Source organism: Agrobacterium sp. 719_389 (assembly GCF_900188475.1).
Taxonomy (GTDB): domain Bacteria; phylum Pseudomonadota; class Alphaproteobacteria; order Rhizobiales; family Rhizobiaceae; genus Agrobacterium; species Agrobacterium radiobacter.
Genome location: NZ_FYEM01000001.1, coordinates 565,245 through 588,478, shown reverse-complemented (window position 1 = coordinate 588,478; position 23,234 = coordinate 565,245). Strand labels below are relative to the sequence as shown.

Genomic DNA, 23,234 nt, shown 5'->3' with positions numbered 1-23,234 from the left:
TGCGCGGCGGCCGTGGCCCGTCGCGCTGTCAGGATGGCGGCTTTCAGCCCGCCATCGAATCCTGTGATGCCGAACGGTCCGCGCCGCCGGTTTGCCAGCTTCCACGCTTGACCAGCCAGTCGGCCGAATTCTGCAATCCGCCAAAGGGAAAGACGTGAATCTGCCGGATCGGCCCCTGCGGATTGGCCTGCCAGTGCCGTTCGATCGGCCCGACGATGCTTTCCGGCGAATGCCCCTTCGCCAGCGTCGTCAGGGAAAGCGCGTTTTTCTTGAGATAGGCAATGGAATTGCCGACGCCGCAGAGCGCGGCATATTTCAAGAGCGTCGTGATCTTGGCCGGGCCGGAAACGCCGATATGCACCGGCAAATCGATGCCTGACGCCGTTAGACCTTCCGCCCAGGCGATGAAACGCGCGGGATCGAAACCGAATTGCGTGACGATGCGCATTTCACAGCATCGCTTCTTTCTGCAAAATCACGTTTCAGCCTGAGTGCGGCCATCGCCGTGTCGTCGTTGAAATCCGGGCTGCCTTCGGGGTGGCCGGCGATGGCGATCCGCCTTATTCCGCAACGGTCGAAAATGCCTGATGACAGCATGTCCATGCTGGATGCGAAGGGACCGGCCGGCCGGTCGACACCGCCGCCGACAACCAGAACATCCGTAACACCCGCTTCTCCGGCAAGCCGTCTCACCTGTTCCTCAAACCCCGTGCGGGAGGGTATGCGCCGCGCTGCAAGATGCGGCACTGGCTCATAACCGAGGTCGCGCAAATGTCCTGCGGCATCAACGAGCTTTTCCTGCGAGGCGGCTCCGGTGTCGGTAAGATAGACGCGGACACCCCGCGGAAAGAGACCGTCAAGGTCGGTTACGCCAAGCACCTGCGCGGGCGAGGCTTCGATGGAGGCGGGAATGATGGAAGCGGCGGAAATATCGGGCAATTTGTGCATGATCCTTTTTATTATCATGCACCGATTTTTCGGCGAAGTCTGTGCCTGTTGCGGCAAGACAGGCTTGCATCTGCGACGAAGCTCACCCGGTTCCCTGACCGCGGTTTCACCAGATCCGTTTCGTCAGGCCGTTCCACAGCCAGGTCCAGATGGTCGGCGGAAAACGCAGCACCGATTTGCCGGGTGAGGGCGGCTGCGGGGCGAGGCTGCCGGAAAGCGCGTCCTCGATGGCGCTGACGGCGATATCCACCGAAGCGGCGGTCAAAAGCAGCGGATAGGTGGCGATCGTGTCGGAAGGCGATGGTTTCAGCCGCTTCTCGTAGAGTGTGGCGCCGGTATCCACGCCTTTGTCGACCAGATGCACGGTCGCGCCGAAATTGCCGCGGTCCTTTTCGACCAGCGCCCAGTAACCGCCCATCTGCCCGCGATAGGCGGGGTTGATGCCGGCGTGGAAATTGATGACCGGGCATTGCAGGGCCTGCAGCGTGGCGGGTCTCAGCAGACGGCACGAAATGGTAAAGATCGCCGCCGGTTGCAGCAGATTGGCGGCCTTGCGGCATTCCTCATCGTTGAGCGAGGCGAATTGCGTAACGGGAAGACTGTGGTGGAGATCGGGAGAAAGGCCGTGTTCGGCGATGATCTCGTTGCTTCTGCGAACCGTGAAGCGTTTGCCGAGCCGTGAGGCGATCATCGTCGCCATCTGGCCCGCAGCGACAACCCAACCGAGCCGTCGCGCGCGTCGCCTGAGAATGACTGACTTGCTTTCCGGCTGCTCCATGAAGACGTGGATATCGGGAAATCGGGCAGCCAGAGCATTGATCATGACATTGGGGTTCACGCCGCCCGCCGTCATCACCAGAAGCCGATTGTTGATGTCAGTCATATCACCCACGGGATTTTCCTAAGCCATGATGCAGTTGCCGAGTGTCACTCGTGAACTTCAAAACCATGTTAATTTTCATCGACAGGATTTTTTGAAATGCTGCTGGAACCGTTTTTTGGGACTCACGTTATTGTGACGCATATCACATTGGCGCTTGCCTTTGGACGGCAAGTCATAGGGGAGTAGTTTCACATGATCACACGCATTCTTTCGACCGTTTTCGTGGCTTTGCTGACTGTCGTCACCCTCAGCTCCTGCGGTAATACCATTCGCGGCATGGGCCGGGATACGGCAAACGCCGTTGACGCGACGCAGGATGCCGGCCGCAACGTGGACCGCGCAGCGCGTCGTTAATCAAGGCTCCCCTCCCGGAAAGGCGTTACCCGAAAACCCGGGTGACGCCTTTTCTTTGACCGAATTTCCCTGCGAATGTTCGCCTGACGAGAATCAAAGGGGCGGGCATGATTTCATCGATGAAGAAACTGGCAAAGGCGCTGCTGCCGTTGTTGTTGCCATTCTCCGCGCAGGCCGGTGGGCAGCCGGATTTCTGCAAGGCCATCGACCATGCGGGCGGGCGCTACACCGTCTGCAGTTTCGATCCGGCAAGGAACGCCATCCGCATTTATGACCGCGACCATGTCTCCGGGCAGGGATACCGCAGTTTCGCCGACCTGTCGTCGGCCTTGTGGCGGCAGCACATGTTCAGCATCTTCGCCATGAATGGCGGCATGTATCATTCCGACTATTCGCCCGTCGGCCTCTACATTGAAAATGGGGTGGAGCGTTCGCCGCTCAGCACCCGGGGCGGCTGGGGCAATTTTCACCTTTTGCCGAACGGCGTATTTTATCTGAAGGGTGCAAAGGCTGGCGTGCTGGAAACCGCAGCCTATCTGGCGGCGGATCCGAAAGCCGATTTCGCCACCCAGTCCGGGCCGATGCTGGTAATCGACGGCAAGCTGCATCCGCGCTTCCTGCCCGATAGCGACAGCCTGAAGCGACGCAACGGCGTCGGCGTCTCCCGCGACGGCATGGTGCATTTCGCCATTTCGGAAAATACCGTGCGCTTTTATGATTTCGCCACGCTGTTCAGGGACGTGCTGGATGCGCCGAATGCGCTCTATCTCGACGGCACGATATCCAGCGTCGATATTCCTGCGATGAACCGCCGGGATTCGCTGTTTCCCATGGGGCCGATCATCGCCGTTGTCGATCGGGTGCCGGATTAGCCGAAAAGATCAGATCGGCGCCTTGGGATAGGCTTTTTCGAGACCGGCCGATGCCGTCAGCCCTTTGCGGAAGGCGATATAGGCGGGGTGCTGGCTCGCTCTTGCGGTTTCCGTGATGCGGATCTGCAACCGGGAAGGGGCATTGCCGCCAAGCCATTCGCCGGTCGTTTCCAGCTTCAGGCTGTTCAGGAAACGGGCGTTGGTCTGCTGGTCGAGATAAAGATTGAGGCCAGCCAGCAGGTTTTCGTCCTGCAGGGCGTTTTCCATCAACAGCAGCACCCACGCTTTATCTTCGCTTGTCAGCGAAGTGAGCTTCGACGCGACCGTTTCACGGTCGGGAAAGGAGGATGCCTGCTGCATGGGGTGACTCGCATCGTTGCCGTTGCCATCGTCGATAAAGCAGCACTGGCGGCCTTTCAAGGCGCGACGCTTCAGTGGAAGAAATTCGACTGCAACGTGTTCGGTCGCGAGGGTTTTCAACAGGCGTTTGTAGGAAAGCTTTAAATAACGGTTACACTTTAGCCTAAATTGCGGCGAAGCCCGAAATGACGTCTTTTTGCGCGCCGCGCTAACACCTTGTTTTTTCACATACCTATGCACGGGGCGAATGGCAGCCCATCGAAAACGCCTTCATTTAGCCGCTTTTTGCATTTGCGTTCGCCGCCGGATTTTAATAAATGCTTGCCTCAACGGGCCGGGTCTTGAAGATCCCCCGGAGAGTGAATAGCTGGAGTAATCATGGAAGAAACCGCTCAGAAATCCTGCTGGGGCGTCACCTTGCGCGCACTTGCAGGCTTTGCCGCTTTTCTCGCATTGACGTACATTTTTGGCAGCCCATAAGCATCTCTCCTGAATGACGGGTTTTGAAACGGCGCGGTTTTCCTCTGGAAACCGTGCTGTTTTCGTTTCTGGGACGCTCATGTCGCAGCTGCGCAAACCGCTGACGCTCTTTTGTGGCGATCCGTTTCGGCTTTGGATATGATGATGCAGGAATCCATTCTTATTCAGGGCGAACTTCATGTTTCTTTCGGTCTTTGACGTCTTCAAGATCGGTATCGGTCCTTCGAGCTCCCACACGATGGGGCCGATGACGGCTGCAAACCGCTTCCTGGCGCTGATCCTCAGCGATGAGTGGCCGCGGCCGGCGGGTGCAGCCGTTGCGCAGCTGAAGGTCAGCCTGCATGGCTCTCTCGCCTTTACCGGCATTGGCCACGGCACCGGCCGTGCCGTCATTCTCGGCCTCACCGGCGAGCGGCCGGATCTTGTCGATCCCGATGCGATGGACGCCATTATCGATGCGGTGGAGAAGGCCGGCACGGTAACGCCGCCCGGCCATCCGTCCTACGAGTTTCGGCCCGCAGAAGATCTGATCTTCGACAAGAAGAACCCGCTGCCCGGCCATGCCAACGGCATGATCTTCTCCGCCTTCGACAATCAGGGCAGGCTGCTCATCAAGCGCATCTATTATTCCGTCGGCGGCGGTTTCGTCGTGACCGATACGGAACTTGAGGCGATCAAGCAGCGCGGCAAGACCATCGATAATGGTCCGCGCGTGCCTTATCCCTTCGGGACGGCGCGGGAAATGCTTGAGATGGCGGCCCGTTCCGGCCGCACCATCGCCCAGATGAAGCGCGCCAATGAAGAGACGGTGGTTTCCCGCGAGGAGCTGAACGAGCGCCTCGACCAGATCTGGGAAGCCATGAACGGCTGCATTGAGCGCGGTCTGAAAGTGGACGGCATCATGCCTGGCGGCCTGAAGGTGCGCCGCCGCGCCCGCTCCATTTACGAGAAGCTGAATGCGGAATGGCGCAGCAACCGGCTGAACCCTGTCATGGCCAATGACTGGCTGAGCGTTTACGCCATGGCCGTTAACGAGGAAAACGCCGCCGGCGGCCGCGTGGTGACCGCGCCGACCAATGGTGCGGCAGGTGTCGTGCCGGCGACCGTCAGATATTTCCGGCACTTCCATGAGGATGCCAGCGTCGATGATGTGCGCGACTTTTTGCTGACGGCGGCCGCCATCGGCGGCATCATCAAGCACAATGCCTCGATTTCAGGCGCGGAAGTGGGCTGTCAGGGTGAGGTGGGCTCGGCTTCCGCCATGGCGGCGGCGGGCCTTGCCGCAGTCATGGGCGGATCGCCGGAGCAGGTGGAAAATGCCGCCGAGATCGCACTCGAACATCATCTCGGCATGACCTGCGATCCGATTGCCGGGCTTGTGCAGGTGCCGTGCATCGAACGTAACGCCATGGGCGCGGTGAAAGCGGTGACGGCGGCCTCGCTGGCGCTGAAGGGCGACGGCCAGCATTTCGTGCCGCTTGATGCCTGTATCGAGACCATGCGCCAGACCGGCAACGACATGAGCGAGAAATACAAGGAAACCTCCACCGGCGGCCTTGCCGTGAACGTTGTGGAGTGCTGAGCGGGCAGGGCGTCAGGCAGGGTTGCCATGCTTGACGCCCGCTGCAAAAAGGCATTGATAGAACCATGCCTCTACATCTCATCAAACTTTGCGTCGGCGCGGATTCAATCCAGGACTTGAGAGACTGGGTCGCGCATCGCGCGCTGACCGCAATTGCCGCAGGCCTTGAGCCGCACAGCGTTCACACCACCCGGATGATCCCGAAACGTGTCGAGGAATTGCTCGAGGGCGGTTCGCTCTACTGGGTCATCAAGGGACAGGTACAGGCGCGACAGAAACTTCTCGATATCCGCTCCTTCAAGGGCGAAGACGGTATTTCCCGCTGCGATCTCATTCTCGGCCCAGAGGTCATCGAAACCTCACCTGCGCCAAAACGCCCGTTTCAGGGCTGGCGTTACCTGAAGGACGATGAAGCGCCACGAGATCTCGGCGGCGGCGCGGGCGGCGAGGATATGCCTTCCGATCTCCGGCGGGAACTGGCCGAGCTTGGTCTGCTCTGACGCCTGACGGATGGAAATGAAAAAGCCGGCCCCTTTTAGGAAGCCGGCTTTTTTCGTTTGGGGAGACGGGTCGTTTGTTGGTTCAGTTGATGCCGCCGACCGCAGTTGTGGCGCGACCATCCTGAATTTTTACCCAGCGGCCGGGATTGGCGGTGTCCTGGCGCTTCAGGTAGGTGTATTCGGTTTCCGACCAGTTCATGACCTTGTTGCGCATGTTGTCGAGAACGAAATCGCCACGATCGGTGCGGACGGTCAGAACGGCATGGCCTTCGCCATTCGGCTGCAGAACAACGGTGATCAAGAGGTTGGAGGCGGAGAAGCCCTTGTTCATCAGCATCTTGCGCTTCAGAAGCACGAAGTCTTCGCAATCGCCCACCGTGGTCGGATAGGCCCAGCGCTCTTCGACGCCATAGATTTCCATGTCGGTCATCGGCGTGATGGTGGTGTTGACGGTGTAGTTGACGTCGAGCATCGTCTTCCAGCGCTCTTCGGTCAGTTTCATCGGGCCGTTGTCCAGCGATGTCGGCTGGCATTCACTCTGATAGGTCTGGCAGAATTCATAGTGGCCGATCGGCGGATTGGCCTTGCCGATGACGCGCATGACGGCGGCCGGCGAAGCGCTTGCCTGATGCGCGAAGGCGCTGACGATGAATGCGATCAGAGTGAAAACGAAACGGTTGTTCTTGTTCATTGCTTGTCTCCCCGTGTTGAGAAGACATTCGCAGGTATATTTTGACCCGGCGGAAATTTGCGAAGCGCAATTTGAGCTTAAATTTCAGCAAATTAGCGGTTGTTTTGAACTGTATTCGAATTAGTTTTTATGCGTGTTTGAAGCAAATTTTATTACAATTTTACGCATCTCACCCTTAGGTTTTTGGTAGCCATTTAGGCCCCTGTATTGAAAGCGATTTTCGGCGCGGAGATATTTGAGGAGCCCTGTGCAGCCAGTTGGCGGAGCGTATCACAGGCACGGATTTCCCGTTTTGGGATGGCTGTTTCAGGCTGGGACAGGCCGGAAAAAGCGGCAAAAAAACTTCAAAAAAACTGCATTTTTTCTGGAAAAATGTTTTGCAGGGCGCTTTTTCGTGCCGTGGACAGGGCGAGACATGTTCTACCGCGCTTATTTTTTACCGACTATGGTGGACCGATCTGCCGCACAGCTGTCGCTGATAATCACCTCTTCCGACCGGTACGCCGAGTATGCGCGCAGGATGTCGCGCGGTCAGGGCATGAAAATGGAAGTTCGGCAGCGAGAAGTGGAAAATAAGGCGCTGGAAGCCATAAGCGGCTTTTGAACCCGATACGGCCCGCGAAGGGCGGAGCATGGATATGCTGCCAAACCGTGGTCCGGGAATCTTCTCAATCATGCGGCTGGGGTGAGCGCAAAGCGCGCCAACCGCCGCACCTATTCTTACGGACGTAAAACCTGCCGTATTCAGTGGAACGTTCTAGAGAAATTCAATCAGCGCGTCGGGCGACTGGACGCGGTCGAATTCGACGGCGACGCCTTCCATGAAATGGCGCACGATCTTGCCGCTCATGTTTTTGCCGAGCTGGACCCGGCTTCCGAGCGGCGGCCGGTTTTCGATCTCGATTGCGGCGCCCGACAGGGAAAGGTCGATCAGTCGGCAGGCGACAAGCACGCCGTCTTCCAGAACAAGCTGGGCTCTCGCGTTGCGCGGCGTCAGGCGGTCGTGGCGGCGGTCTTCCGGCAGGCCGAGCAATTGGCGCTTGGCGATCCATGCCAGCTGGGCGGCGAGTTTTTCCCGCTTGCGCTCCGGCGCGTTGATGGCGATGAGGAAGCCCGATGCGGTGAGCGATGTCACCGTGCCTTCGATCCGGCCGATATGCTGGAGATAGGCGATGACGCGGTCTCCGTGGCGGGCAATGCCCGAGCAGGTGAACTGCGCTCTTTCGGCGGTCATCTCGGTCGCGGTGCAATCATATTCTTCATGGTCGGGCAACATCAGGCGGCCGGTGAAGGACACGCGGACGGCGTCGTCAAGATGAGCTTCCTCAACCGGACGCAGGATTTGGGCGGTGTTGACCGAACGAGACGAAAACATGAGCAGCGCAATTGTGATGAATGATGATGGTAAGTTTCTACCTTGCGCGAGTTAACAGACTGTATTGTTTAATCTCTACAATTTTTCTGATCGGCAATATCGTTACAGTTCTGACCTATTTTTTTGAGATTTCGATGCTGCCGCACCTTTTTCAGACCGGGGCGGGAGCGGTGAAACAGGTCGGTCAGCAGCTTTCGGCGCGCAGCGTATCCGTGGGATATTCTGCCGGCGCGATGTCCAGGCGCAGCAGGCGGCTGCTTTTCATTGACAGATGCTGGATGGGCGCGGCGAATTCATGTCGCGGCCGCTCCGGAAGCAACGCCCCGAGCAACCGCGGCGCGGCGTCGGGATCCGTGTGCAGCGGCAGGAGCAGCATTTCATATGCCTGCGGTGCGGCGCCATGGCTGTCCTCCGCCTCCAGATCGAAGACCACGGGCAACTGGTGGTGCAGGATGCCGCGCGCGACGCGGCAGGGGAAAACGGCATTTGCCGGATGCCACAGTTCCGAAAACGGGCGATCCCGCAGCTCGCGGCCGAACAGGTCGCAGAGACGTGTGCCGGCAAGGCGGAAGAACGGGGTGTTCTCTCCCTTGTCAGTGAGGATGAAAAGATCGCCGAGGTGATGTTTCAGCTTTGCGGGATCGATGTCCTCGCGTCGAGGGGCCGATCGCTTGCCGCGCAGTTCATCCCAATAGGCATATATGTCCAGTCCGGCCATGCTCTTCATAGCATCTCTCCATGTTCGTTTTTGGGACATCATGTCCATCCGAACGTCTGTATCCGGAGGTGTAGCGAATTTCGTGCCAACTGGATTTGTTAAGGTTAACAAAGGGTTGATATTGAATGGCGACAATGGTCGTGGCATCGGTGCGGCCATGTCGGGGAAAGCTCCGTCAGCACAATTCGATGGCGCCGCCCGTTATTTTACGGCGGGCCCACAAGCCGGACCATCCCTGGCCCGGCGTCTTGACCGATTGCGGTTTGGGCGTCGCGCGCTTCAAAGGCGGGACGGCTTTTTTTTCGTTCGGGCTTCCTATATTGCTCGGGGAACGCAAAATTCGACCAAGACAGGGATGGGATCATGTCCTACGGGGACGGCGAACAGCCGCCGGTTTCGGAAACGCCGGAGCCGAAAGACGACACGAACGATCCCGTCTTCAACCTGCCATCGCTGCTGGTCGGCATCCTGGCCGCGCTGATCGTCGCCTATGTCGTTCCCGCCTATCTTCTTTCGGAGGAAGGCAATGGCTGGTTCATCTTCACCTTCGGCTTCATTCCGCTGCGCTATGCGGTGCCGTTTTCCCAGCAGGGGCTGGAATGGCTCTGGACGCCGGTGACCTATTCTTTCCTGCATGGCGGCATCGAGCACATTCTCTTTAACGGATTGTGGCTGATGGCCTTCGGCGCGCCGGTTCTGCGCCGGATCGGAACAGTGCGCTTCGTGCTGTTATGGTGCATTTCCGCCGCCGTTTCCGCCTTCGGTCATGCGGCGCTGAACTGGGGCGATGTGACGGTGCTGATCGGCGCGTCGGGTGTCGTTTCGGCGCTGATGGGGGCGGCCTGCCGCTTCGCTTTCCCGGCGCGTGGCGGATATAGCGCCTCCTTCGGCCATCTGATGCCGCGGCAGAGCATTCTTGGGGCGCTTTCCAACCGCACCGTGCTGATCTTCACGCTGATGTGGCTGTTCGGCAATGTGCTGATTGCGGTCGGCGTGCCGCTGTTCGGCGATGTCGGCGGTGAAATCGCCTGGGATGCCCATGTCTTCGGCTTTCTGCTCGGCTTCCTGTTCTTCGGGCTTTTCGATCGACGACTGGCCTGAGCCGATCACGCTCCTTGTCGGCCGTGGCGCAAATTTGCTTTCGCGCGTCCCATCCGGGATTGCATTCATGCGGACCTCAGCGCACCATATCCCATGATTTGCAACCGCCGGGGGAGACTGCGGCGCTGCGTATCGCTGAAAAGAGGAGGAAGGCATGCCAACATTCGTAAAGGATCTTCTCGACCGCAAGGGCCGGGACGTCGTGACTGTCGGTCCGGAGGTCAGCATCGGTGAAGCGGCGGCAACGCTCAATGCGCATAAGATCGGTTCCGTCGTCGTGACCGACGCCGATGGTGTCGTTCTCGGCATCTTCACGGAACGCGATCTGGTGAAGATCGTGGCGGGCCAGGGCGCCGCTTCCCTCCAGCAATCCGTTTCGGTGGCCATGACCAAGAATGTCATTCGCTGTCATCACAATTCCACCACCGATGAGCTGATGGAAATCATGACGGGCGGACGTTTCAGGCATGTTCCTGTTGAAGAAAACGGCCGTCTTGCCGGCATCATCTCCATCGGTGACGTGGTGAAGGCGCGGATTGGCGAGATCGAAGCCGAAGCGGAGCACATCAAGGCCTATATTGCCGGTTGATCTTGCGTCCCGGCGTCAGATGGCTGGAAAAGGTTCAATCTCGGGCCGGGACGCACGCATCGCCCTTGGTAACAAGTCGCCATTGAAGAAAGTCGGCTATTTTTGCCGATATTTCCACGTAGAAGTCTTGCGTCTCATAGTCAGAGCAGACAATTTCAACCCGATTGAACTGTGAAATGAATTTGCCGCTGCTGGACCAGTTGCCATCGGCCTCTTCTTTCACAATGACGATGTCGATCCAGGGCTGACTTTCCGCCGACGTAAAGGTGACATCGTTTTTCCGTTTGAGCTCAGGCTGTCCCTCCAGAAATCCGATCAATCGATTCGTGTCGCAAGATATGTTTTTGTCGGTCGGGGGCAGGACCGAGATATACCAATACATAGTCTCACCATATCTGGGCTTTGGAGACGCTTTTAAAAGCAGGGTATTAGCGCCGGAACGCCTGCTGCATGCGCTCAAGCTCCGGAATACGGGAGCGCGTTTCCTCATATCCCCGGTCGATGGCTTCGCTGGCGCGATGGAATTCCGAGAGGCCGATATGGTTGATGCGGGGATGAAGCATCAGATCGGGCGGGTCGCCCGCCAGACGCGAGCGCGAAATCCGGTCCTGAATGATGTTGAAGGCCTGCACCATGACGCCCGGCAGGCCGGGACGCGGCGCCGTTTCCACCGGCGGTGTGCCGCCGCCATGCGGTGAGGCCGCGTGCTTGACCACGGCGGAACGGCCAAACAGATCGTAGTTGAGGTTCACGGCGACGACCAGCGCCTGCTCATAGGCGCGGCAGACGGACACCGGCACGGGATTGACGAGCGCGCCGTCAATCAGCGTGCGGCCGTTGCATTGCACGGGTTCGAAAATGCCGGGCAGGGCATAGGATGAACGCAGCGCGGTGACGAGATCGCCCTGATGGATCCACACTTCGTGGCCTGTGCGCAGCTCCGTGGCGACGGCGATGAAGGGATGGTCGAGGTTTTCGACGCGCAGGCCTTCCAGATGCTCCTGCATGCGCTTGGTCAGCCGCATGCCGCCAAAAAGACCGCCCCCGCCGATCGTCAAATCGAGCAGGCCGGCAATGCGGCGCATCGTCAGCGAGCGGGCGAATTCCTCCAGCTCATCGAGCTTGCCGGCGAGATAACAACCGCCCACCAGCGCTCCGATGGACGTGCCGGCGATCATGCCGATCTTCACGCCAGCCTCGTCCAGCGCCCGCAGGACGCCGATATGGGCCCAGCCGCGGGCCGCGCCGCCGCCAAGGGCGAGCGCTATGCGGTGTTTGTCGACGATCTGGGTGACGGGCGGCTCATTGCCGGTGGCTTCGGGATTTCCAGCCGCAAGATGATTGTGACGATTTCCCCATCCCAACATGACCGCACTCCCTGCCAATTCTGTAAGGCTCCGCCCTTGTCCCCGGAGCCCGCTATATTGGTAGCAAATTGGTGCGGCCGATGGAAGGTGGCCGTTTATTTGTCCGAATAGGTCGTGGACGGATCGAAATGGCGGGTGTCGTCGGTGATCTTTGTCACAGCATCACCATTGGAAAGCTCGACGGTGCGATAAAAGCACGAGCGGCGGCCGGTATGGCAGGTCGCATCATGGCCGGCGACGGAGACCTTCAGCCACACGGCGTCCTGATCGCAATCGGTGCGGAATTCCTTCACCGTCTGCAGGTTGCCCGATGTTTCGCCCTTCTTCCAGATCTTGTCGCGTGAACGGCTGTAATAGTGGGCGATGCCGGTCTCCAGCGTCAGCGACAGGGCTTGCGCATTCATATGGGCGACCATCAGCAATTCGCCGTCGCGTGCATCGGTAACCACGGCGGTGACGAGACCGTGGGCATCGAATTTTGGCGAAAAGAGACCTGCGTTTTCGAGCACTTCCTTGTCCGCAGGCGCGGACGGAAACGAAATGGACATGGTTACCCCGGGAGAAAAGCGGAAGGTTTCAGAGCGGCGGGGAAAATGAGATCACTCCGCCACTCCAAATTTGTCTGAGCATCGGGATTTTTTTGAAGCCCGCGCTACACTTTCCGGTCCGATGCCTAGCGGTTGCGCACCATGGTCATGAAGCGGACCTGCTCGGCCGGATCGTTCTTGAACGTGCCGGTGAAGCTGGTGGTCAGCGTCGTGGATCCCTGCTTGTTTACGCCGCGCATGGACATGCACATATGTTCGGCGTCGATCATGACGGCCACGCCGCGCGGTTTCAGCGTTTCTTCGATCGATCTTGCGATCTGCGCTGTCATGTTTTCCTGCGTCTGCAGGCGGCGGCCGAAGATTTCGACGACACGGGCGATCTTCGACAGGCCAAGCACGCGGCCGGCCGGAAGATAGGCCACATGCGCCTTGCCGACGATCGGCACCATGTGGTGCTCGCAATGGGAGAAGAAGGGGATGTCGCGCACCAGCACCACATCGTCATAACCGCCGACTTCCTCGAAGGTCGTGCCGAGCACGTCCTGAACGTTCAGCTCATAACCGGCAAAAAGCTCGCGATAGGCCTTGGCGACGCGCTTCGGCGTATCCAGAAGTCCTTCGCGGGCGGGATTTTCTCCTGCCCAGCGCAAAAGAACGCGCACTGCTTCTTCCGCTTCGGCCTGGCTTGGGCGAGCTTCTGCCACGTCGGGTTTTGCGCCAGCGCCGGGGAAATTCTTCACGATCGCATCCATTCCGTCTCTCCCGATGCGGGTAAAGGCCGCACCTGAATTCGTTTTTCATCGCGAACTCTTGTTCGCAGTTGCTGCTATCTGGTTGTTTTACAGCATTTTGGCAAGACCGATGCTGTTATTTCGGTATCGGAGCCGTTAATTTCATCACGGCTTGATGTCCAGAAAGCTCGTTAGCATATAATGAGAATGAAGGGCAGGAAAGCTTCACTGCGACAAACGCTGTGTTTGAAAAATTTGACCTGTCCTGTTTTTGGGCAATCTTGAGCGCGCCGGGCACCTGACGATGGACGATATCTACAATAATCGCATTCTGGACTTTGCCGGGAATATTCCACTGACGGGTGTTCTTGAAGATGCCGACGCCAGCGCCGAAAAACACTCGCGCCTGTGCGGCTCCAAGCTCAAGGTTTATCTGAAGGTCGAAGGCGGCATCGTGACGGCGTTTTCCCACGAGGTGCGTGCCTGCGCGCTCGGCCAGGCCTCCGCCTCCATCATGGCGCATCACATCATCGGCGCTTCCAGCGGCGAAATCCGCCAAGCGCGGGAAGATATGCTCGCCATGCTGAAACAGGGCGGCGAGGGGCCGGCAGGCCGTTTCGAAGACATGCGGGTGCTTCAGCCCGTGCGCGATTTCAAGGCGCGCCACGCCTCCACCATGCTGACCTTTGAAGCGGTGGTCGATGCGCTCGACCAGATCGAAGGCCGACCGGCTTTGAACGCCGCAGGTTAGGCCATGTGCGGCGAACCGGGCTGCCGGCATCAGCAGACGGCAAAAAAAGCGGGCCGATCCCGCAACTGGGCGGGCGGCTTTGCCAAAACGCCGGGGCGGTTGTTTGGTGTCGGCCTTATCCGGCTTTATCAATTGACGCTTTCCGGCTTCATCGGAAACTCCTGCCGCCATATCCCCACCTGTTCCGAATATGGCTATGAGGCCATCGCCCGCCACGGGCTTTGGGCGGGCGGATGGATGGCGCTGTTTCGCGTTGCGCGCTGCGGGCCGGGGGGCACAAGCGGGCTGGACCCGGTGCCGGAAGCGCTCGGCAGCACCAGGCGCTGGTGGGCGCCCTGGCGATACTGGAGCCTGCGTCGATGAAGGATCATGTGGCGCTGCTGCACAGCATCGTCCTTGGCGCGGGCAAGCGGCTCATCATGGCCGATCTGCGCGCAATGGCTGAAGAACTGGGATTTGCCGAGTGCCGGACGCTTGTCGCCACCGGAAACCTGGTCTTTCGTGCGGAGGATGCTTCCGTTCGCGAGATCGAGGACAGGCTGGAGCGCGCCTTCGAAAAGCGTTTCGACAAACATGTCGATATCATGGTTCGCCCGGCTCGCGACTGGCTGAAACTGGCGGCTGAAAATCCGTTTACGGACGGCAATCCATCCGATGTCTGCGTTCGGGTGATGCGTGAACCGCTTGGCGAGGAGGTTCTCGGATTTCTCGAAAAATATCGCCGGCAGGAGAAGATCGCCGTTGTTGGCGGTGATTTATGGATCGATTTTCTGGGAAAGCCAAGCGAGAGCCGGCTTCTCCCGGTCCTGACCACCAAAAGGCTCGGTATCGGCACGAGCCGCAACGCCAATACGGTCAATGGTCTCGCGGAAATGCTTCGCTGAACGACCCTTCACCTTTGACTGGAATGGCAAAAGTCTTTATCAGCCTGCCTGTCCGTTTTCAGCGGGCAGATCATTATTCCAACACCACCCGCATTCGTTGGCGGGACTGGACAGGAGCACGAGACGATGTCTGAAGCCATTTCCCTTACATTTCCCGATGGATCCGTGCGCAGCTACGCCCCCGGTACGACCGGCCGCGAAGTTGCCGAATCCATCTCCAAATCGCTTGCCAAGAAGGCCGTCGCCATTGCGCTTGACGGCACCGTGCGCGATTTGTCCGAGACCATCACCGATGGCAAAATCGAGATCGTCACGCGTGAAGACAAGCGTGCGCTGGAACTCATCCGCCACGATGCCGCCCACGTCATGGCCGAGGCCGTGCAGGAGCTGTGGCCCGGCACGCAGGTGACGATCGGCCCGGTGATCGAGAACGGCTTTTATTACGACTTCGCCAAGAACGAACCCTTCACGCCGGAAGATCTGCCGAAGATCGAAAAGCGCATGAAGGAAATCATTCAGCGCAACAAGGCGTTTACCCGCGAAATCTGGTCGCGCGAAAAGGCCAAGGAAGTCTTCGCCGCCAAGGGCGAGAACTACAAGGTCGAGCTGGTTGATGCGATCCCCGAAGGTCAGGACCTGAAGATCTATTACCAGGGTGACTGGTTCGATCTTTGCCGTGGCCCGCATATGGCGTCCACCGGGCAGGTCGGCACCGCCTTCAAGCTGATGAAGGTGGCGGGTGCTTACTGGCGCGGCGACAGCAACAATGCGATGCTGTCGCGCATCTACGGCACCGCCTGGGCGACGCAGGAAGAGCTGGACAATTATCTGCATGTTCTGGCCGAAGCCGAAAAGCGCGACCATCGCCGCCTCGGCCGCGAAATGGACCTGTTCCATTTCCAGGAAGAGGGCCCGGGCGTCGTGTTCTGGCACGGCAAGGGCTGGCGCATGTTCCAGACGCTGACGGCCTATATGCGCCGCCGGCTCGCCAATACCTATCAGGAAGTCAACGCGCCGCAGGTGCTGGACAAGTCGCTGTGGGAAACCTCCGGTCACTGGGGCTGGTATCAGGAAAACATGTTTGCGGTGAAATCCGCCCATGCCTTCACCCATCCCGATGACGAGGAAGCCGATCAGCGTGTCTTTGCCTTGAAGCCGATGAACTGCCCCGGTCACGTTCAGATCTTCAAGCATGGCTTGAAGTCTTACCGCGAAATGCCTGTCCGTCTTGCGGAATTTGGCACCGTGCATCGTTACGAGGCTTCGGGTGCTCTGCATGGCCTGATGCGCGTTCGCGGCTTCACGCAGGATGATGCGCACGTTTTCTGCACCGAAGAGCAGATGGCGGCGGAATGCCTGCGCATCAACGACCTGATCCTCTCCGTCTATGAGGATTTCGGCTTCAGCGAAGTCGTCGTCAAGCTCTCCACGCGCCCGGAAAAGCGCGTTGGTTCCGACGATCTCTGGGATCGCGCCGAAAGCGTGATGATGGATGTTCTGAAGACCATCGAGGAACAGTCCGGCGGCCGCATCAAGACCGGCATCCTGCCGGGCGAGGGTGCGTTCTACGGGCCGAAGTTCGAATATACGCTGAAGGACGCCATCGGCCGTGAGTGGCAGTGCGGCACGACGCAGGTGGACTTCAACCTGCCGGAACGCTTCGGCGCCTTCTATATCGACCAGAACTCCGAAAAGACGCAGCCGGTGATGATCCATCGCGCCATCTGCGGTTCGATGGAGCGCTTCCTTGGTATTCTCATCGAGAACTTCGCCGGTCACATGCCGCTGTGGTTCGCGCCGCTTCAGGTCGTGGTCGCCACGATTACCTCGGATGCCGATGATTACGGCCGCGAGGTTGCCGAAGCGCTGCGCGAGGCGGGTATGGCGGTCGAGACCGACTTCCGCAACGAGAAGATCAACTACAAGGTCCGCGAGCACTCGGTGACCAAGGTTCCCGTCATCATCGTCTGCGGCCGCAAGGAAGCGGAAGAGCGCACCGTCAACATCCGTCGTCTCGGTTCGCAGAACCAGACGTCGATGTCGCTCGAGGAGGCCATTACAAGCCTCGTGGACGAGGCGACGCCGCCGGATGTGAAGCGCAAGCTTGCGGCGAAGAAGCAGGTTGCCTGATAAAAAACAACGGCCCCTTCGGGGGCCGTTTTGTTTGTGGGCAAAGTCCTGAAAGCTCTCTTCCGTCATGCTCGGGCCTGTCCCGAGCATCTGCAACGTCTCGATTGAATTGGACGTGTTTAAATCCTTGGGACAAGCCCAAGGATGACGTCGCGCGTAAGACGGAGAGTCATCATCCTGAAGGCTGAGGATGAATTCGAGAGTCTTGACGTTTACTCGAAATCCCCGGTCATATCTTCCGGCGCCTGATCCTTCATCAGCACTTCCACATCCGAATCCCTGCCCGAGGTGACCTTGAAGTTACGCTGGTAGACCTTGTCCTTGTTGCGGGCGATGGCTGTATATTCGCCTTCCGCCAATACCATGGTCGAAAACGCGCTGACGCTTTCGTTCACCACGTCGCCGCCGCCGTTCAGCACGGACCAGGCCGTATCGGCAATGGCTTCGCCGCCCTCTTCGGACACGAGCTTGAGGGTGATCTGCGCGGCCTGATGTTGCAGTGTCGCTTCGGTCAGCTTGCCGGCTTCCACCTGAATGTCGGCGCGCACCACCGCATTGACGTTGCCGTATTCGGAAACCACGTGATAGGTGCCGGCATTCAGCCGCACGATGGTGTTGGGCTTGATATCGGCCATGACGAGGCCGCGTTCGCCATCCGGCCGGGCGTCGGACGAATAGACGGAAAATTTGAGCTGGGTGCCGGAAATCTGCTTGTCGGAACCCGCAACCGCGTTCAGCACGAAGCCGCCGGCATCGAGAATCAGCACCTGTTTCTGAACGTTGCCGGACGTTGGGATGTTGAGCTTCTTGGTCACGCCCGCACGGCCGAAGGCGACGTTGACGAAATATTCGCCGGGTACCAGATTGAAATGGGCCGAGCCGCCCTCGGAGCTTGCCAGCATCGGCAATTTGCCGTCAGCGCCCGGAATGGGGCTGAAAACGCGCCAGGACAGGCCTTCCTTCACCGCTTCGCCTTCGCTCGTCAGCTTGGCTTCCATGGCGATGTCGCGCGCGGTGCTTGCGGGGGCATTGGGTGCGGAAGGGGCGGTGAAAGCGTTGAGTTTCGGCATTTTCGGCGTGCCGCCGAGCTGCTTGAAGTCTTTAAAGGCATCCTGCGAAAAAGCGGCCTGTGATAAAAGGCCAAGCGCAGCACATGCAATGGCCAGACGTGCCGCGATTTTGATTGCCGACATTTTCGATACCGATTGACTTCTTGATTTTCCCGCATCACTTCAAAACCAATGCCATGGCTATTTCAAGGCCCATGTTTCGCGATGACAGCAGAATGGAAGATTTTTGATCATGACCAGCGATATCAAGCTCCTCGATTATCTCAAGGCTCGCCGTTCCACGCCGGCCCTGCAACTTGCCGAGCCGGGACCTTCGAAGGGGCAAATCGAGGACATCCTTCGCCTTGCCGTGCGCGTGCCTGACCATGGCAAGCTCGCGCCGTGGCGTTTCGTGGTTTATCGTGGCGAGGAGCGTGTGCGCCTCGGTGAAGCGGCGCTCAGGATCGCGCTTGAAAAGAACCCGGAACTGGACCTGCAGCAGCAGGAAGCGGAGCGCACGCGCTTCACCCGCGCGCCCGTCGTTATCGCCGTCATCAGCACCGCCAAGCCGCATTTCAAAATTCCGGAATGGGAGCAGGTCATGTCCGCCGGCGCGGTGTGCCTCAACCTCATCTTCGCGGCCAATGCCAGCGGTTTTGCCGCGAACTGGCTGACGGAATGGCTTGCTTTCGATCCGGCATTCCTTGCTGAGACCGGCGTCAGCGGGGAAGAGAAGGTCGCGGGCTATATCCACATCGGCTCAACGACATTCCCGCCGGTGGAGCGGCCGCGGCCGGAGCTTGCCGATGTCGTTACCTGGGTCGGGGACGTCTGATGTTCTACACCACGGACACCAACCAGCACGGCCTGCCGCATGATCCGTTCAAGGCCATCGTCGCGCCGCGGCCGATCGGCTGGATCGGCTCGAAGGGCAGGGACGGCTCCATGAACCTCTCGCCCTATTCCTTCTTCAATGCGATTTCGGACCGGCCGAAGCTCGTCATGTTTTCCTCGAGCGGCAGGAAGGACAGCCTGCGCAATGTCGAGGAAACCGGCGTCTTCACCGCCAATCTCGTCAGCCGTCATCTGGTGGACCGGATGAATGCGTCTTCTGCACCTGTCGCCTATGACGTTGATGAATTCTCCCTTGCCGGCCTTACCGCCGTCGACGGGCGGGTGGTGGACGCGCCGTTCGTCGGCGAAGCGCTGGCTGCTCTGGAATGCCGGGTGACGCAGATACAGCAACTCGGGGATCTCGACGGCAAGCCGACGGATTCGTGGATGGTGATCGGGCAGGTCATGGCGATCCATATCGATGAAACGATCATTCGTGATGGACGCATCGACATGGGGCTGTCGCGCCCCGTGGCGCGCATGGGTTACATGGATTACTGCGATGGCGGCAGCGATGTGTTCCAGCTGCAGCGCCCCTCTACTACGCCGTCAATATAATCCTTCGCCGGCAAGGGTTAAATTTTATGGTGAACCAAACGTAAACCATTTGCGCCTAGAGTTTTATACATGGTGGCGGCGATGATGCCGCCATCCATTGTATGAATGTGTTTCGAGGCTCAGGTGATCGTACAGGCATTTCTTCGCTGGTCTGAAAAGGCTGGATCGACCGAGCGGGCGAAAGCCGCCAATGCGCTCGGCCGTGCCTATCTGCAGTCAGACATGGCGCGGGAAAACCGCGATGCCGCCTATATGGCGATGACCTATCTGCTCGACGATCCATCGCCGCGTGTGCGGCTGGCGCTTGCCGAAGCGCTGGCGGATGCCGATGACGCACCGCGCGCCATTCTCGTTTCGCTTGCCGAAGACCAGCCGGAAATCGCCTGCACCGTCATTGCCCGTTCGCCGGTTCTCGGCGAGGCCGACCTGGTTGATCTGGCCGGGCGCGGCGAAAGCCTGACGCGCGCGCTCATCGCGGCAAGGCCCGGCCTGCCGCGCGGGGTCTGCGCCGCCCTCGCCGAAGTCGGCGATCTGCCTGAGACCATCATCCTGCTTGAAAACGACGATGCCTTCATCACTCCATTCTCGCTGCGGCGCATTGCCGAGCGCCATGGCTGCGACGCCGATATTCGTGACCTCCTGCTTCGCCGTGAGGCGCTGCCGGCCGATGCGCGCCACCTGTTGATGGGTCGCATCAGCGAGGCGCTCGCCGGCTCGGCGCTGGTTCACGCGATGATCGCGCGCAACCGCGCCGACAGTCTTTTTCGCGAGGCGGAAGATTCCGCCACCATTCTTATCGCATCAAGCGTTTCTTCGCCGGAACTGCCGGCGCTGGTGGAGCATCTGCGCCAGCGGCTGGAACTGACGCCGGCGCTGCTCATCCACGCCGTCTGTTCGGGCCGGCTGGAATTCTTCACGGCGGCGATGGTCAATCTCTCCGGTCTCGATGACCGCAAGGTGCGCGCTATTCTGGCGACGGGGCGGCCGCACGCGCTGAAGGCCCTGTTCCAGTCCGTCGGGCTTTTTGGCGATGTCGTTGACGTTTTCATCGAGGCGACGCTGATGTGGCGCCGTGCCGCCCGCTCGCAGCTTTCTGAGGCGGCGGCCTCCGTCTCGGCAGAATTGCTGGCGCATTTCCGCGACGTCAACGGTTCCGAGACATTGTTCGAACTGCTGCATGCCGTGCGCAAGCTGGCCATTGCCGAAGAACGGCAGAAGGCGCGGTATTATGCGGAAGCGCTGACTGTCGAGGCGGCGTAAGGTCCTGGGGGCCTCCAGACGCAATTGCTGCATTCCTCGCAATCATTTATCGAACCGCTTGGCGATCCACGAATAGCTGTTTTCGACCATCCTGACTGGTGTCCCCAGGAGGTGCTTTATGCCCTCGGTGGACGGCAGGATACGGCTGACGCGGCCGATCGCCTGTTTGGTGAGGCTCTCTTCTTCCTTCGGCGTTACCTCTGCGGTCGCCTGCTGCGTTCCGGCAGGTGCTGCGGCGGCGGGAGGCTGTGCGCCGGGCGTGTTGCCCGCCGTTTGCGGGGCCTGCTCACCCGGTGTCTGGCACACGGCCACCACGACCGGGTAGGGCGCATTGGCGTAACGCTCCAGCTCCTTTTCCGACACGGCGTCACATAGTTCGATGCTCGTCCAGCGCTGCTGCGAGGTGGCGAGGTAATGGCAATCGGTGGCGCTGTCGTCGCAGCCAAGGAAGGTCATGAGAACGAGGGCTGTTTTCATGGAGTGTGTTGCCTCTGTCGGGAATAATGCTCTAGAAACTCATCTATCCCGATTGCAGTGACATTACGACGAAATACGCATTTTTATAGAGAAGGCAGGCATCGCATTGGCCACCGAAATCAAGCTTGAAACACCGAGGCAGGACGCGGTTCTGCGCCTCATCGATCTCTCCAATACCTATATGGCGTCACTTTACCCCGCCGAGAGCAATCATCTGGTCGATATAGGCCAGCTGGAAAAGGACAATGTCTCCTTTTTCGTGGTGCGGCACGATGGCCGCGTGGTCGGTTGCGGCGCGCTGGTGGAGGCGGGTGACGGCACGGCGGAGGTCAAGCGCATGTTCGTTGATCCCGAGGCGCGGGGATTGCGGATCGGCAAGCTGATCATGGATACGCTTGTCGCGCGCGGTGCCGAACTCGGCCTTTCCGCCATCCGGCTGGAAACCGGAATCAGCCAGCCGGAGGCGATCGGTCTTTACCGCAAGGCGGGGTTTGTGGAGATCGAGGCCTTTGCGCCCTATAAGCCTGACCCGCTCAGCCTGTTCATGGAGAAGGTGCTTTAAGTCGAAGGCGCAGATCGTTCAGATTGTCTGGCGATGTGAGTGTTTGAGGTATAGCCGCGGCATCCGCCCACATCACCCCGAACTAGGTCATAGTTCCAGCGCGATCACGTCTTTGATCGCCGAATGCTCTTTCACGGCGCAGACGCGCCGTGGCTGGATGCCGGTATCCAAGCGCGGCGTGACGAAAGAGAGAGAATCGACTTTGGCCCGTCGGCTGGCGCTCCACGTCATCGCCAATCACCGCAGGCCTCACCAGTCAAAAGGCGGCTTTCCGAAATGCCGTCGTTTCCTCGCTATCCTCTTCGAGCGCGGCAACCTCATCAACCGGATCGTCCTCTGTCGGCGGCGGTGGCGGAGCCTCGGGGGTGGCGGCGGCGGACAGTTCCACCTCGCGCACCCATTCGCGCCAGATTGCCACCAGAAGCGCCATCAGCACCGGGCCGATGAAGAGGCCGAGGAAACCCATGGTCTTGACGCCACCGACAAGGCCGAAAAAGGTGGGCAGGAACGGCAGCTTGATCGGTCCGCCGACGAGTTTCGGGCGGATGGTCTTGTCAACGATGAAGAGTTCGACCGAGCCCCAGACGAACAGCGCCAGCCCGTGGGCAGGCGAGCCGCTGGCGACCAGATAGATCGACACCAGCGTAAAGGAGAGCGGCGCGCCGCCCGGAATGAGCGCCATGACACCTGTGAGCACGCCGAGCGTAACGGGCGAGGGCACGCCGGCGATCCAGTAGGCGATGCCGAGGATGATGCCTTCGCCGATGGCGATCAGCGTCATGCCGGTTACGGTGGAGCTGATGGTGGCGGGCACGACGCGGGAAATGCGTTCCCACCGCGTCGGCAGGATGCGCTCACCCACCAGATCGACCTGACGGGTGAAGCCTGCGCCGTTGCGGTAAACGAAGAACAGCGCGATCAGCATGAACAGCAGGGTCAGCACCAGGTGGAACGCACCATTGCCGGCGGCGAGGATCGCCCGGTATATATTGCCGATATTGGCGCCGCTGACGAGTTGGATGAGTTCGCCGATGGCGCCCGGCGTACCGATATATTTCACCCATTGTTCGCCGAGCCAGGGGCCGACGGCGGGAAGGGCGGCGATCCAGTCCGGCACGGGCGCGCCCGTCTTGTTGACGTGCACCGCCCAGCCGAACCATTCGCGGATTTCGGTTGCCGTATAGGAGGCGGCGATGAAGATCGGCACCACGAGGAAGGCAATGATGAGGATGATGGCGATGGTGGCGCCGAGCGTGGTGTTGCCGCCCACCTGCCGCAGAAGCCGCGTATAGACCGGCCAGCTGGCGAAACCGATGACGAGGGCGGCGAGAACCGGAACCAGAAAGCCGTTGAAGAAATAGATGCCCGCAAGGACGACCAGAAGGAGCAGCCAGCGCGCAGCCGAAATAGGCGGGATCAGGGCGATCCGCGTCGGGCTGGCGGGACCAAGCCATCTCGGTTCGCCACTGGGCTTACGGCTGTCAATATTACTCACGGCAGGCTCTTTCTCGCATTCTCCCCGCAAGGGGTGCATTCACTCTGTCACACCGATACATATAAGTGCAATATA

30 protein-coding genes and 1 pseudogene are annotated in these 23,234 nt (G+C 59.7%); 15 read left to right on the top strand and 16 right to left on the bottom strand.

The window, feature by feature from the left end:
- Positions 1 to 43: 43 nt before the first annotated feature.
- Positions 44 to 966: pseudogene (locus tag CFB10_RS02870) on the bottom strand (methylenetetrahydrofolate reductase).
- Between the two features lie 88 nt (positions 967 to 1,054).
- Positions 1,055 to 1,831, bottom strand: a complete 777-nt coding sequence (locus CFB10_RS02865) for a formyl transferase (protein WP_020012785.1) — start codon at positions 1,829 to 1,831, stop codon at positions 1,055 to 1,057.
- 192 nt (positions 1,832 to 2,023) lie between these two features.
- Between CFB10_RS02865 and CFB10_RS02860 the strand changes: the two genes are divergently transcribed.
- Together CFB10_RS02860 and CFB10_RS02855 are read left to right on the top strand one after the other, a co-directional pair.
- Positions 2,024 to 2,185 (top strand): entericidin A/B family lipoprotein, encoded by a 162-nt coding sequence (locus CFB10_RS02860; protein WP_003495552.1) that lies wholly within the window; start codon positions 2,024 to 2,026, stop codon positions 2,183 to 2,185.
- Between the two features lie 107 nt (positions 2,186 to 2,292).
- Positions 2,293 to 3,057, top strand: coding sequence for a phosphodiester glycosidase family protein (locus CFB10_RS02855; RefSeq protein WP_003508049.1), 765 nt, complete (start codon positions 2,293 to 2,295; stop codon positions 3,055 to 3,057).
- 9 nt (positions 3,058 to 3,066) lie between these two features.
- Here CFB10_RS02855 and CFB10_RS02850 read toward each other — a convergent pair whose 3' ends face one another.
- Positions 3,067 to 3,417, bottom strand: a complete 351-nt coding sequence (locus tag CFB10_RS02850) for a hypothetical protein (RefSeq protein WP_026364145.1) — start codon at positions 3,415 to 3,417, stop codon at positions 3,067 to 3,069.
- A gap of 3 nt (positions 3,418 to 3,420) precedes the next feature.
- Here CFB10_RS02850 and CFB10_RS23960 point away from each other — a divergent pair, with 3 nt between their 5' ends.
- Complete coding sequence (locus CFB10_RS23960; RefSeq protein ID WP_003508051.1) at positions 3,421 to 3,561, top strand: hypothetical protein; 141 nt, start codon at positions 3,421 to 3,423, stop codon at positions 3,559 to 3,561.
- Positions 3,562 to 3,687: 126 nt separating this feature from the next.
- On the opposite strand, the gene CFB10_RS02845 is transcribed toward CFB10_RS23960, so the two are convergent.
- Positions 3,688 to 4,077 (bottom strand): hypothetical protein, encoded by a 390-nt coding sequence (locus tag CFB10_RS02845; RefSeq protein WP_161974088.1) that lies wholly within the window; start codon positions 4,075 to 4,077, stop codon positions 3,688 to 3,690.
- Here CFB10_RS02845 and CFB10_RS02840 point away from each other — a divergent pair.
- A complete protein-coding gene (locus CFB10_RS02840; RefSeq protein ID WP_003508052.1) occupies positions 4,076 to 5,479 on the top strand; it encodes an L-serine ammonia-lyase in 1,404 nt (467 codons plus the stop codon). The genes CFB10_RS02845 and CFB10_RS02840 overlap by 2 nt on opposite strands.
- A 65-nt stretch (positions 5,480 to 5,544) precedes the next feature.
- The gene (locus CFB10_RS02835) at positions 5,545 to 5,979 is read left to right on the top strand and encodes a DUF1489 family protein (protein ID WP_020012781.1); all 435 of its coding nucleotides are present in this window, start codon (positions 5,545 to 5,547) and stop codon (positions 5,977 to 5,979) included.
- An 82-nt stretch (positions 5,980 to 6,061) separates the two neighbouring features.
- Here CFB10_RS02835 and CFB10_RS02830 read toward each other — a convergent pair whose 3' ends face one another.
- The 4 genes from CFB10_RS02830 to CFB10_RS02815 form a co-directional block, all read right to left on the bottom strand.
- Positions 6,062 to 6,670, bottom strand: coding sequence for a transglutaminase-like cysteine peptidase (locus CFB10_RS02830; protein WP_003523403.1), 609 nt, complete (start codon positions 6,668 to 6,670; stop codon positions 6,062 to 6,064).
- Between the two features lie 436 nt (positions 6,671 to 7,106).
- A complete protein-coding gene (locus CFB10_RS24285) occupies positions 7,107 to 7,304 on the bottom strand; it encodes a DUF1993 family protein (RefSeq protein ID WP_371258466.1) in 198 nt (65 codons plus the stop codon).
- 123 nt (positions 7,305 to 7,427) lie between these two features.
- Complete coding sequence (locus tag CFB10_RS02820; RefSeq protein WP_003508056.1) at positions 7,428 to 8,045, bottom strand: PilZ domain-containing protein; 618 nt, start codon at positions 8,043 to 8,045, stop codon at positions 7,428 to 7,430.
- A 184-nt stretch (positions 8,046 to 8,229) separates the two neighbouring features.
- Positions 8,230 to 8,772, bottom strand: a complete 543-nt coding sequence (locus tag CFB10_RS02815) for a PAS domain-containing protein (protein ID WP_020012779.1) — start codon at positions 8,770 to 8,772, stop codon at positions 8,230 to 8,232.
- A gap of 354 nt (positions 8,773 to 9,126) precedes the next feature.
- Here CFB10_RS02815 and CFB10_RS02810 point away from each other — a divergent pair, with 354 nt between their 5' ends.
- Both CFB10_RS02810 and CFB10_RS02805 read left to right on the top strand, forming a co-directional pair.
- Complete coding sequence (locus CFB10_RS02810; RefSeq protein ID WP_020012778.1) at positions 9,127 to 9,864, top strand: rhomboid family intramembrane serine protease; 738 nt, start codon at positions 9,127 to 9,129, stop codon at positions 9,862 to 9,864.
- 154 nt (positions 9,865 to 10,018) lie between these two features.
- Positions 10,019 to 10,453 (top strand): CBS domain-containing protein, encoded by a 435-nt coding sequence (locus CFB10_RS02805; RefSeq protein WP_003508059.1) that lies wholly within the window; start codon positions 10,019 to 10,021, stop codon positions 10,451 to 10,453.
- A gap of 34 nt (positions 10,454 to 10,487) precedes the next feature.
- Here the strand turns inward: CFB10_RS02805 and CFB10_RS02800 are convergent, their stop codons facing one another.
- From CFB10_RS02800 to folE, 4 genes are all read right to left on the bottom strand, one after another.
- The gene (locus tag CFB10_RS02800) at positions 10,488 to 10,835 is read right to left on the bottom strand and encodes a hypothetical protein (RefSeq protein ID WP_020012777.1); all 348 of its coding nucleotides are present in this window, start codon (positions 10,833 to 10,835) and stop codon (positions 10,488 to 10,490) included.
- 46 nt (positions 10,836 to 10,881) lie between these two features.
- Positions 10,882 to 11,820, bottom strand: a complete 939-nt coding sequence (locus CFB10_RS02795) for a patatin-like phospholipase family protein (protein ID WP_003508061.1) — start codon at positions 11,818 to 11,820, stop codon at positions 10,882 to 10,884.
- Between the two features lie 95 nt (positions 11,821 to 11,915).
- Positions 11,916 to 12,368: a phosphoribosyl-AMP cyclohydrolase gene (hisI, locus tag CFB10_RS02790; RefSeq protein WP_020012776.1), complete on the bottom strand. Its 453-nt coding sequence runs from the start codon at positions 12,366 to 12,368 to the stop codon at positions 11,916 to 11,918.
- Positions 12,369 to 12,493: 125 nt separating this feature from the next.
- Positions 12,494 to 13,120: a GTP cyclohydrolase I FolE gene (folE, locus tag CFB10_RS02785; protein ID WP_003495569.1), complete on the bottom strand. Its 627-nt coding sequence runs from the start codon at positions 13,118 to 13,120 to the stop codon at positions 12,494 to 12,496.
- 283 nt (positions 13,121 to 13,403) lie between these two features.
- Here folE and CFB10_RS02780 point away from each other — a divergent pair, with 283 nt between their 5' ends.
- The 4 genes from CFB10_RS02780 to thrS all read left to right on the top strand — a co-directional run bounded on the left by CFB10_RS02780 (position 13,404) and on the right by thrS (position 16,864).
- The gene (locus CFB10_RS02780) at positions 13,404 to 13,850 is read left to right on the top strand and encodes an iron-sulfur cluster assembly scaffold protein (RefSeq protein WP_026364143.1); all 447 of its coding nucleotides are present in this window, start codon (positions 13,404 to 13,406) and stop codon (positions 13,848 to 13,850) included.
- Between the two features lie 3 nt (positions 13,851 to 13,853).
- Entirely contained in the window at positions 13,854 to 14,213 is a 360-nt protein-coding gene (yidD, locus tag CFB10_RS02775) for a membrane protein insertion efficiency factor YidD (RefSeq protein WP_020012775.1), read from the top strand.
- Entirely contained in the window at positions 14,210 to 14,734 is a 525-nt protein-coding gene (locus tag CFB10_RS02770; RefSeq protein ID WP_020012774.1) for a DUF1697 domain-containing protein, read from the top strand. Before yidD ends, CFB10_RS02770 begins: the two co-directional genes overlap by 4 nt.
- A 126-nt stretch (positions 14,735 to 14,860) precedes the next feature.
- Positions 14,861 to 16,864, top strand: coding sequence for a threonine--tRNA ligase (gene thrS / locus CFB10_RS02765; protein WP_020012773.1), 2,004 nt, complete (start codon positions 14,861 to 14,863; stop codon positions 16,862 to 16,864).
- Positions 16,865 to 17,076: 212 nt separating this feature from the next.
- Here thrS and CFB10_RS02760 read toward each other — a convergent pair whose 3' ends face one another.
- On the bottom strand, positions 17,077 to 18,057 hold the full coding sequence (locus tag CFB10_RS02760) for a hypothetical protein (RefSeq protein ID WP_020012772.1): 981 nt from the start codon (positions 18,055 to 18,057) through the stop codon (positions 17,077 to 17,079).
- A 109-nt stretch (positions 18,058 to 18,166) separates the two neighbouring features.
- Here CFB10_RS02760 and CFB10_RS02755 point away from each other — a divergent pair, with 109 nt between their 5' ends.
- The 3 genes from CFB10_RS02755 (at position 18,167) to CFB10_RS02745 (ending at position 20,625) form a co-directional block, all read left to right on the top strand.
- Complete coding sequence (locus CFB10_RS02755; protein ID WP_003508076.1) at positions 18,167 to 18,748, top strand: nitroreductase; 582 nt, start codon at positions 18,167 to 18,169, stop codon at positions 18,746 to 18,748.
- On the top strand, positions 18,748 to 19,365 hold the full coding sequence (locus tag CFB10_RS02750) for a flavin reductase family protein (RefSeq protein ID WP_020012771.1): 618 nt from the start codon (positions 18,748 to 18,750) through the stop codon (positions 19,363 to 19,365). The genes CFB10_RS02755 and CFB10_RS02750 overlap by 1 nt, the downstream gene beginning before the upstream one ends.
- Positions 19,366 to 19,470: 105 nt before the next feature.
- Entirely contained in the window at positions 19,471 to 20,625 is a 1,155-nt protein-coding gene (locus CFB10_RS02745; protein WP_020012770.1) for a DUF2336 domain-containing protein, read from the top strand.
- Positions 20,626 to 20,667: 42 nt separating this feature from the next.
- Here CFB10_RS02745 and CFB10_RS02740 read toward each other — a convergent pair whose 3' ends face one another.
- Entirely contained in the window at positions 20,668 to 21,102 is a 435-nt protein-coding gene (locus tag CFB10_RS02740; RefSeq protein WP_003508079.1) for a hypothetical protein, read from the bottom strand.
- Positions 21,103 to 21,208: 106 nt separating this feature from the next.
- Here CFB10_RS02740 and CFB10_RS02735 point away from each other — a divergent pair, with 106 nt between their 5' ends.
- Positions 21,209 to 21,664 (top strand): GNAT family N-acetyltransferase, encoded by a 456-nt coding sequence (locus CFB10_RS02735; protein WP_020012769.1) that lies wholly within the window; start codon positions 21,209 to 21,211, stop codon positions 21,662 to 21,664.
- Between the two features lie 87 nt (positions 21,665 to 21,751).
- Here CFB10_RS02735 and CFB10_RS23955 read toward each other — a convergent pair whose 3' ends face one another.
- Together CFB10_RS23955 and CFB10_RS02730 are read right to left on the bottom strand one after the other, a co-directional pair.
- Positions 21,752 to 21,895 carry a hypothetical protein gene (locus CFB10_RS23955; RefSeq protein ID WP_020012768.1) on the bottom strand — a complete coding sequence of 48 codons (144 nt, stop codon included), beginning with the start codon at positions 21,893 to 21,895 and terminating at the stop codon, positions 21,752 to 21,754.
- A gap of 25 nt (positions 21,896 to 21,920) precedes the next feature.
- Positions 21,921 to 23,159 (bottom strand): AI-2E family transporter, encoded by a 1,239-nt coding sequence (locus CFB10_RS02730; RefSeq protein WP_020012767.1) that lies wholly within the window; start codon positions 23,157 to 23,159, stop codon positions 21,921 to 21,923.
- Positions 23,160 to 23,234: the final 75 nt, after the last annotated feature.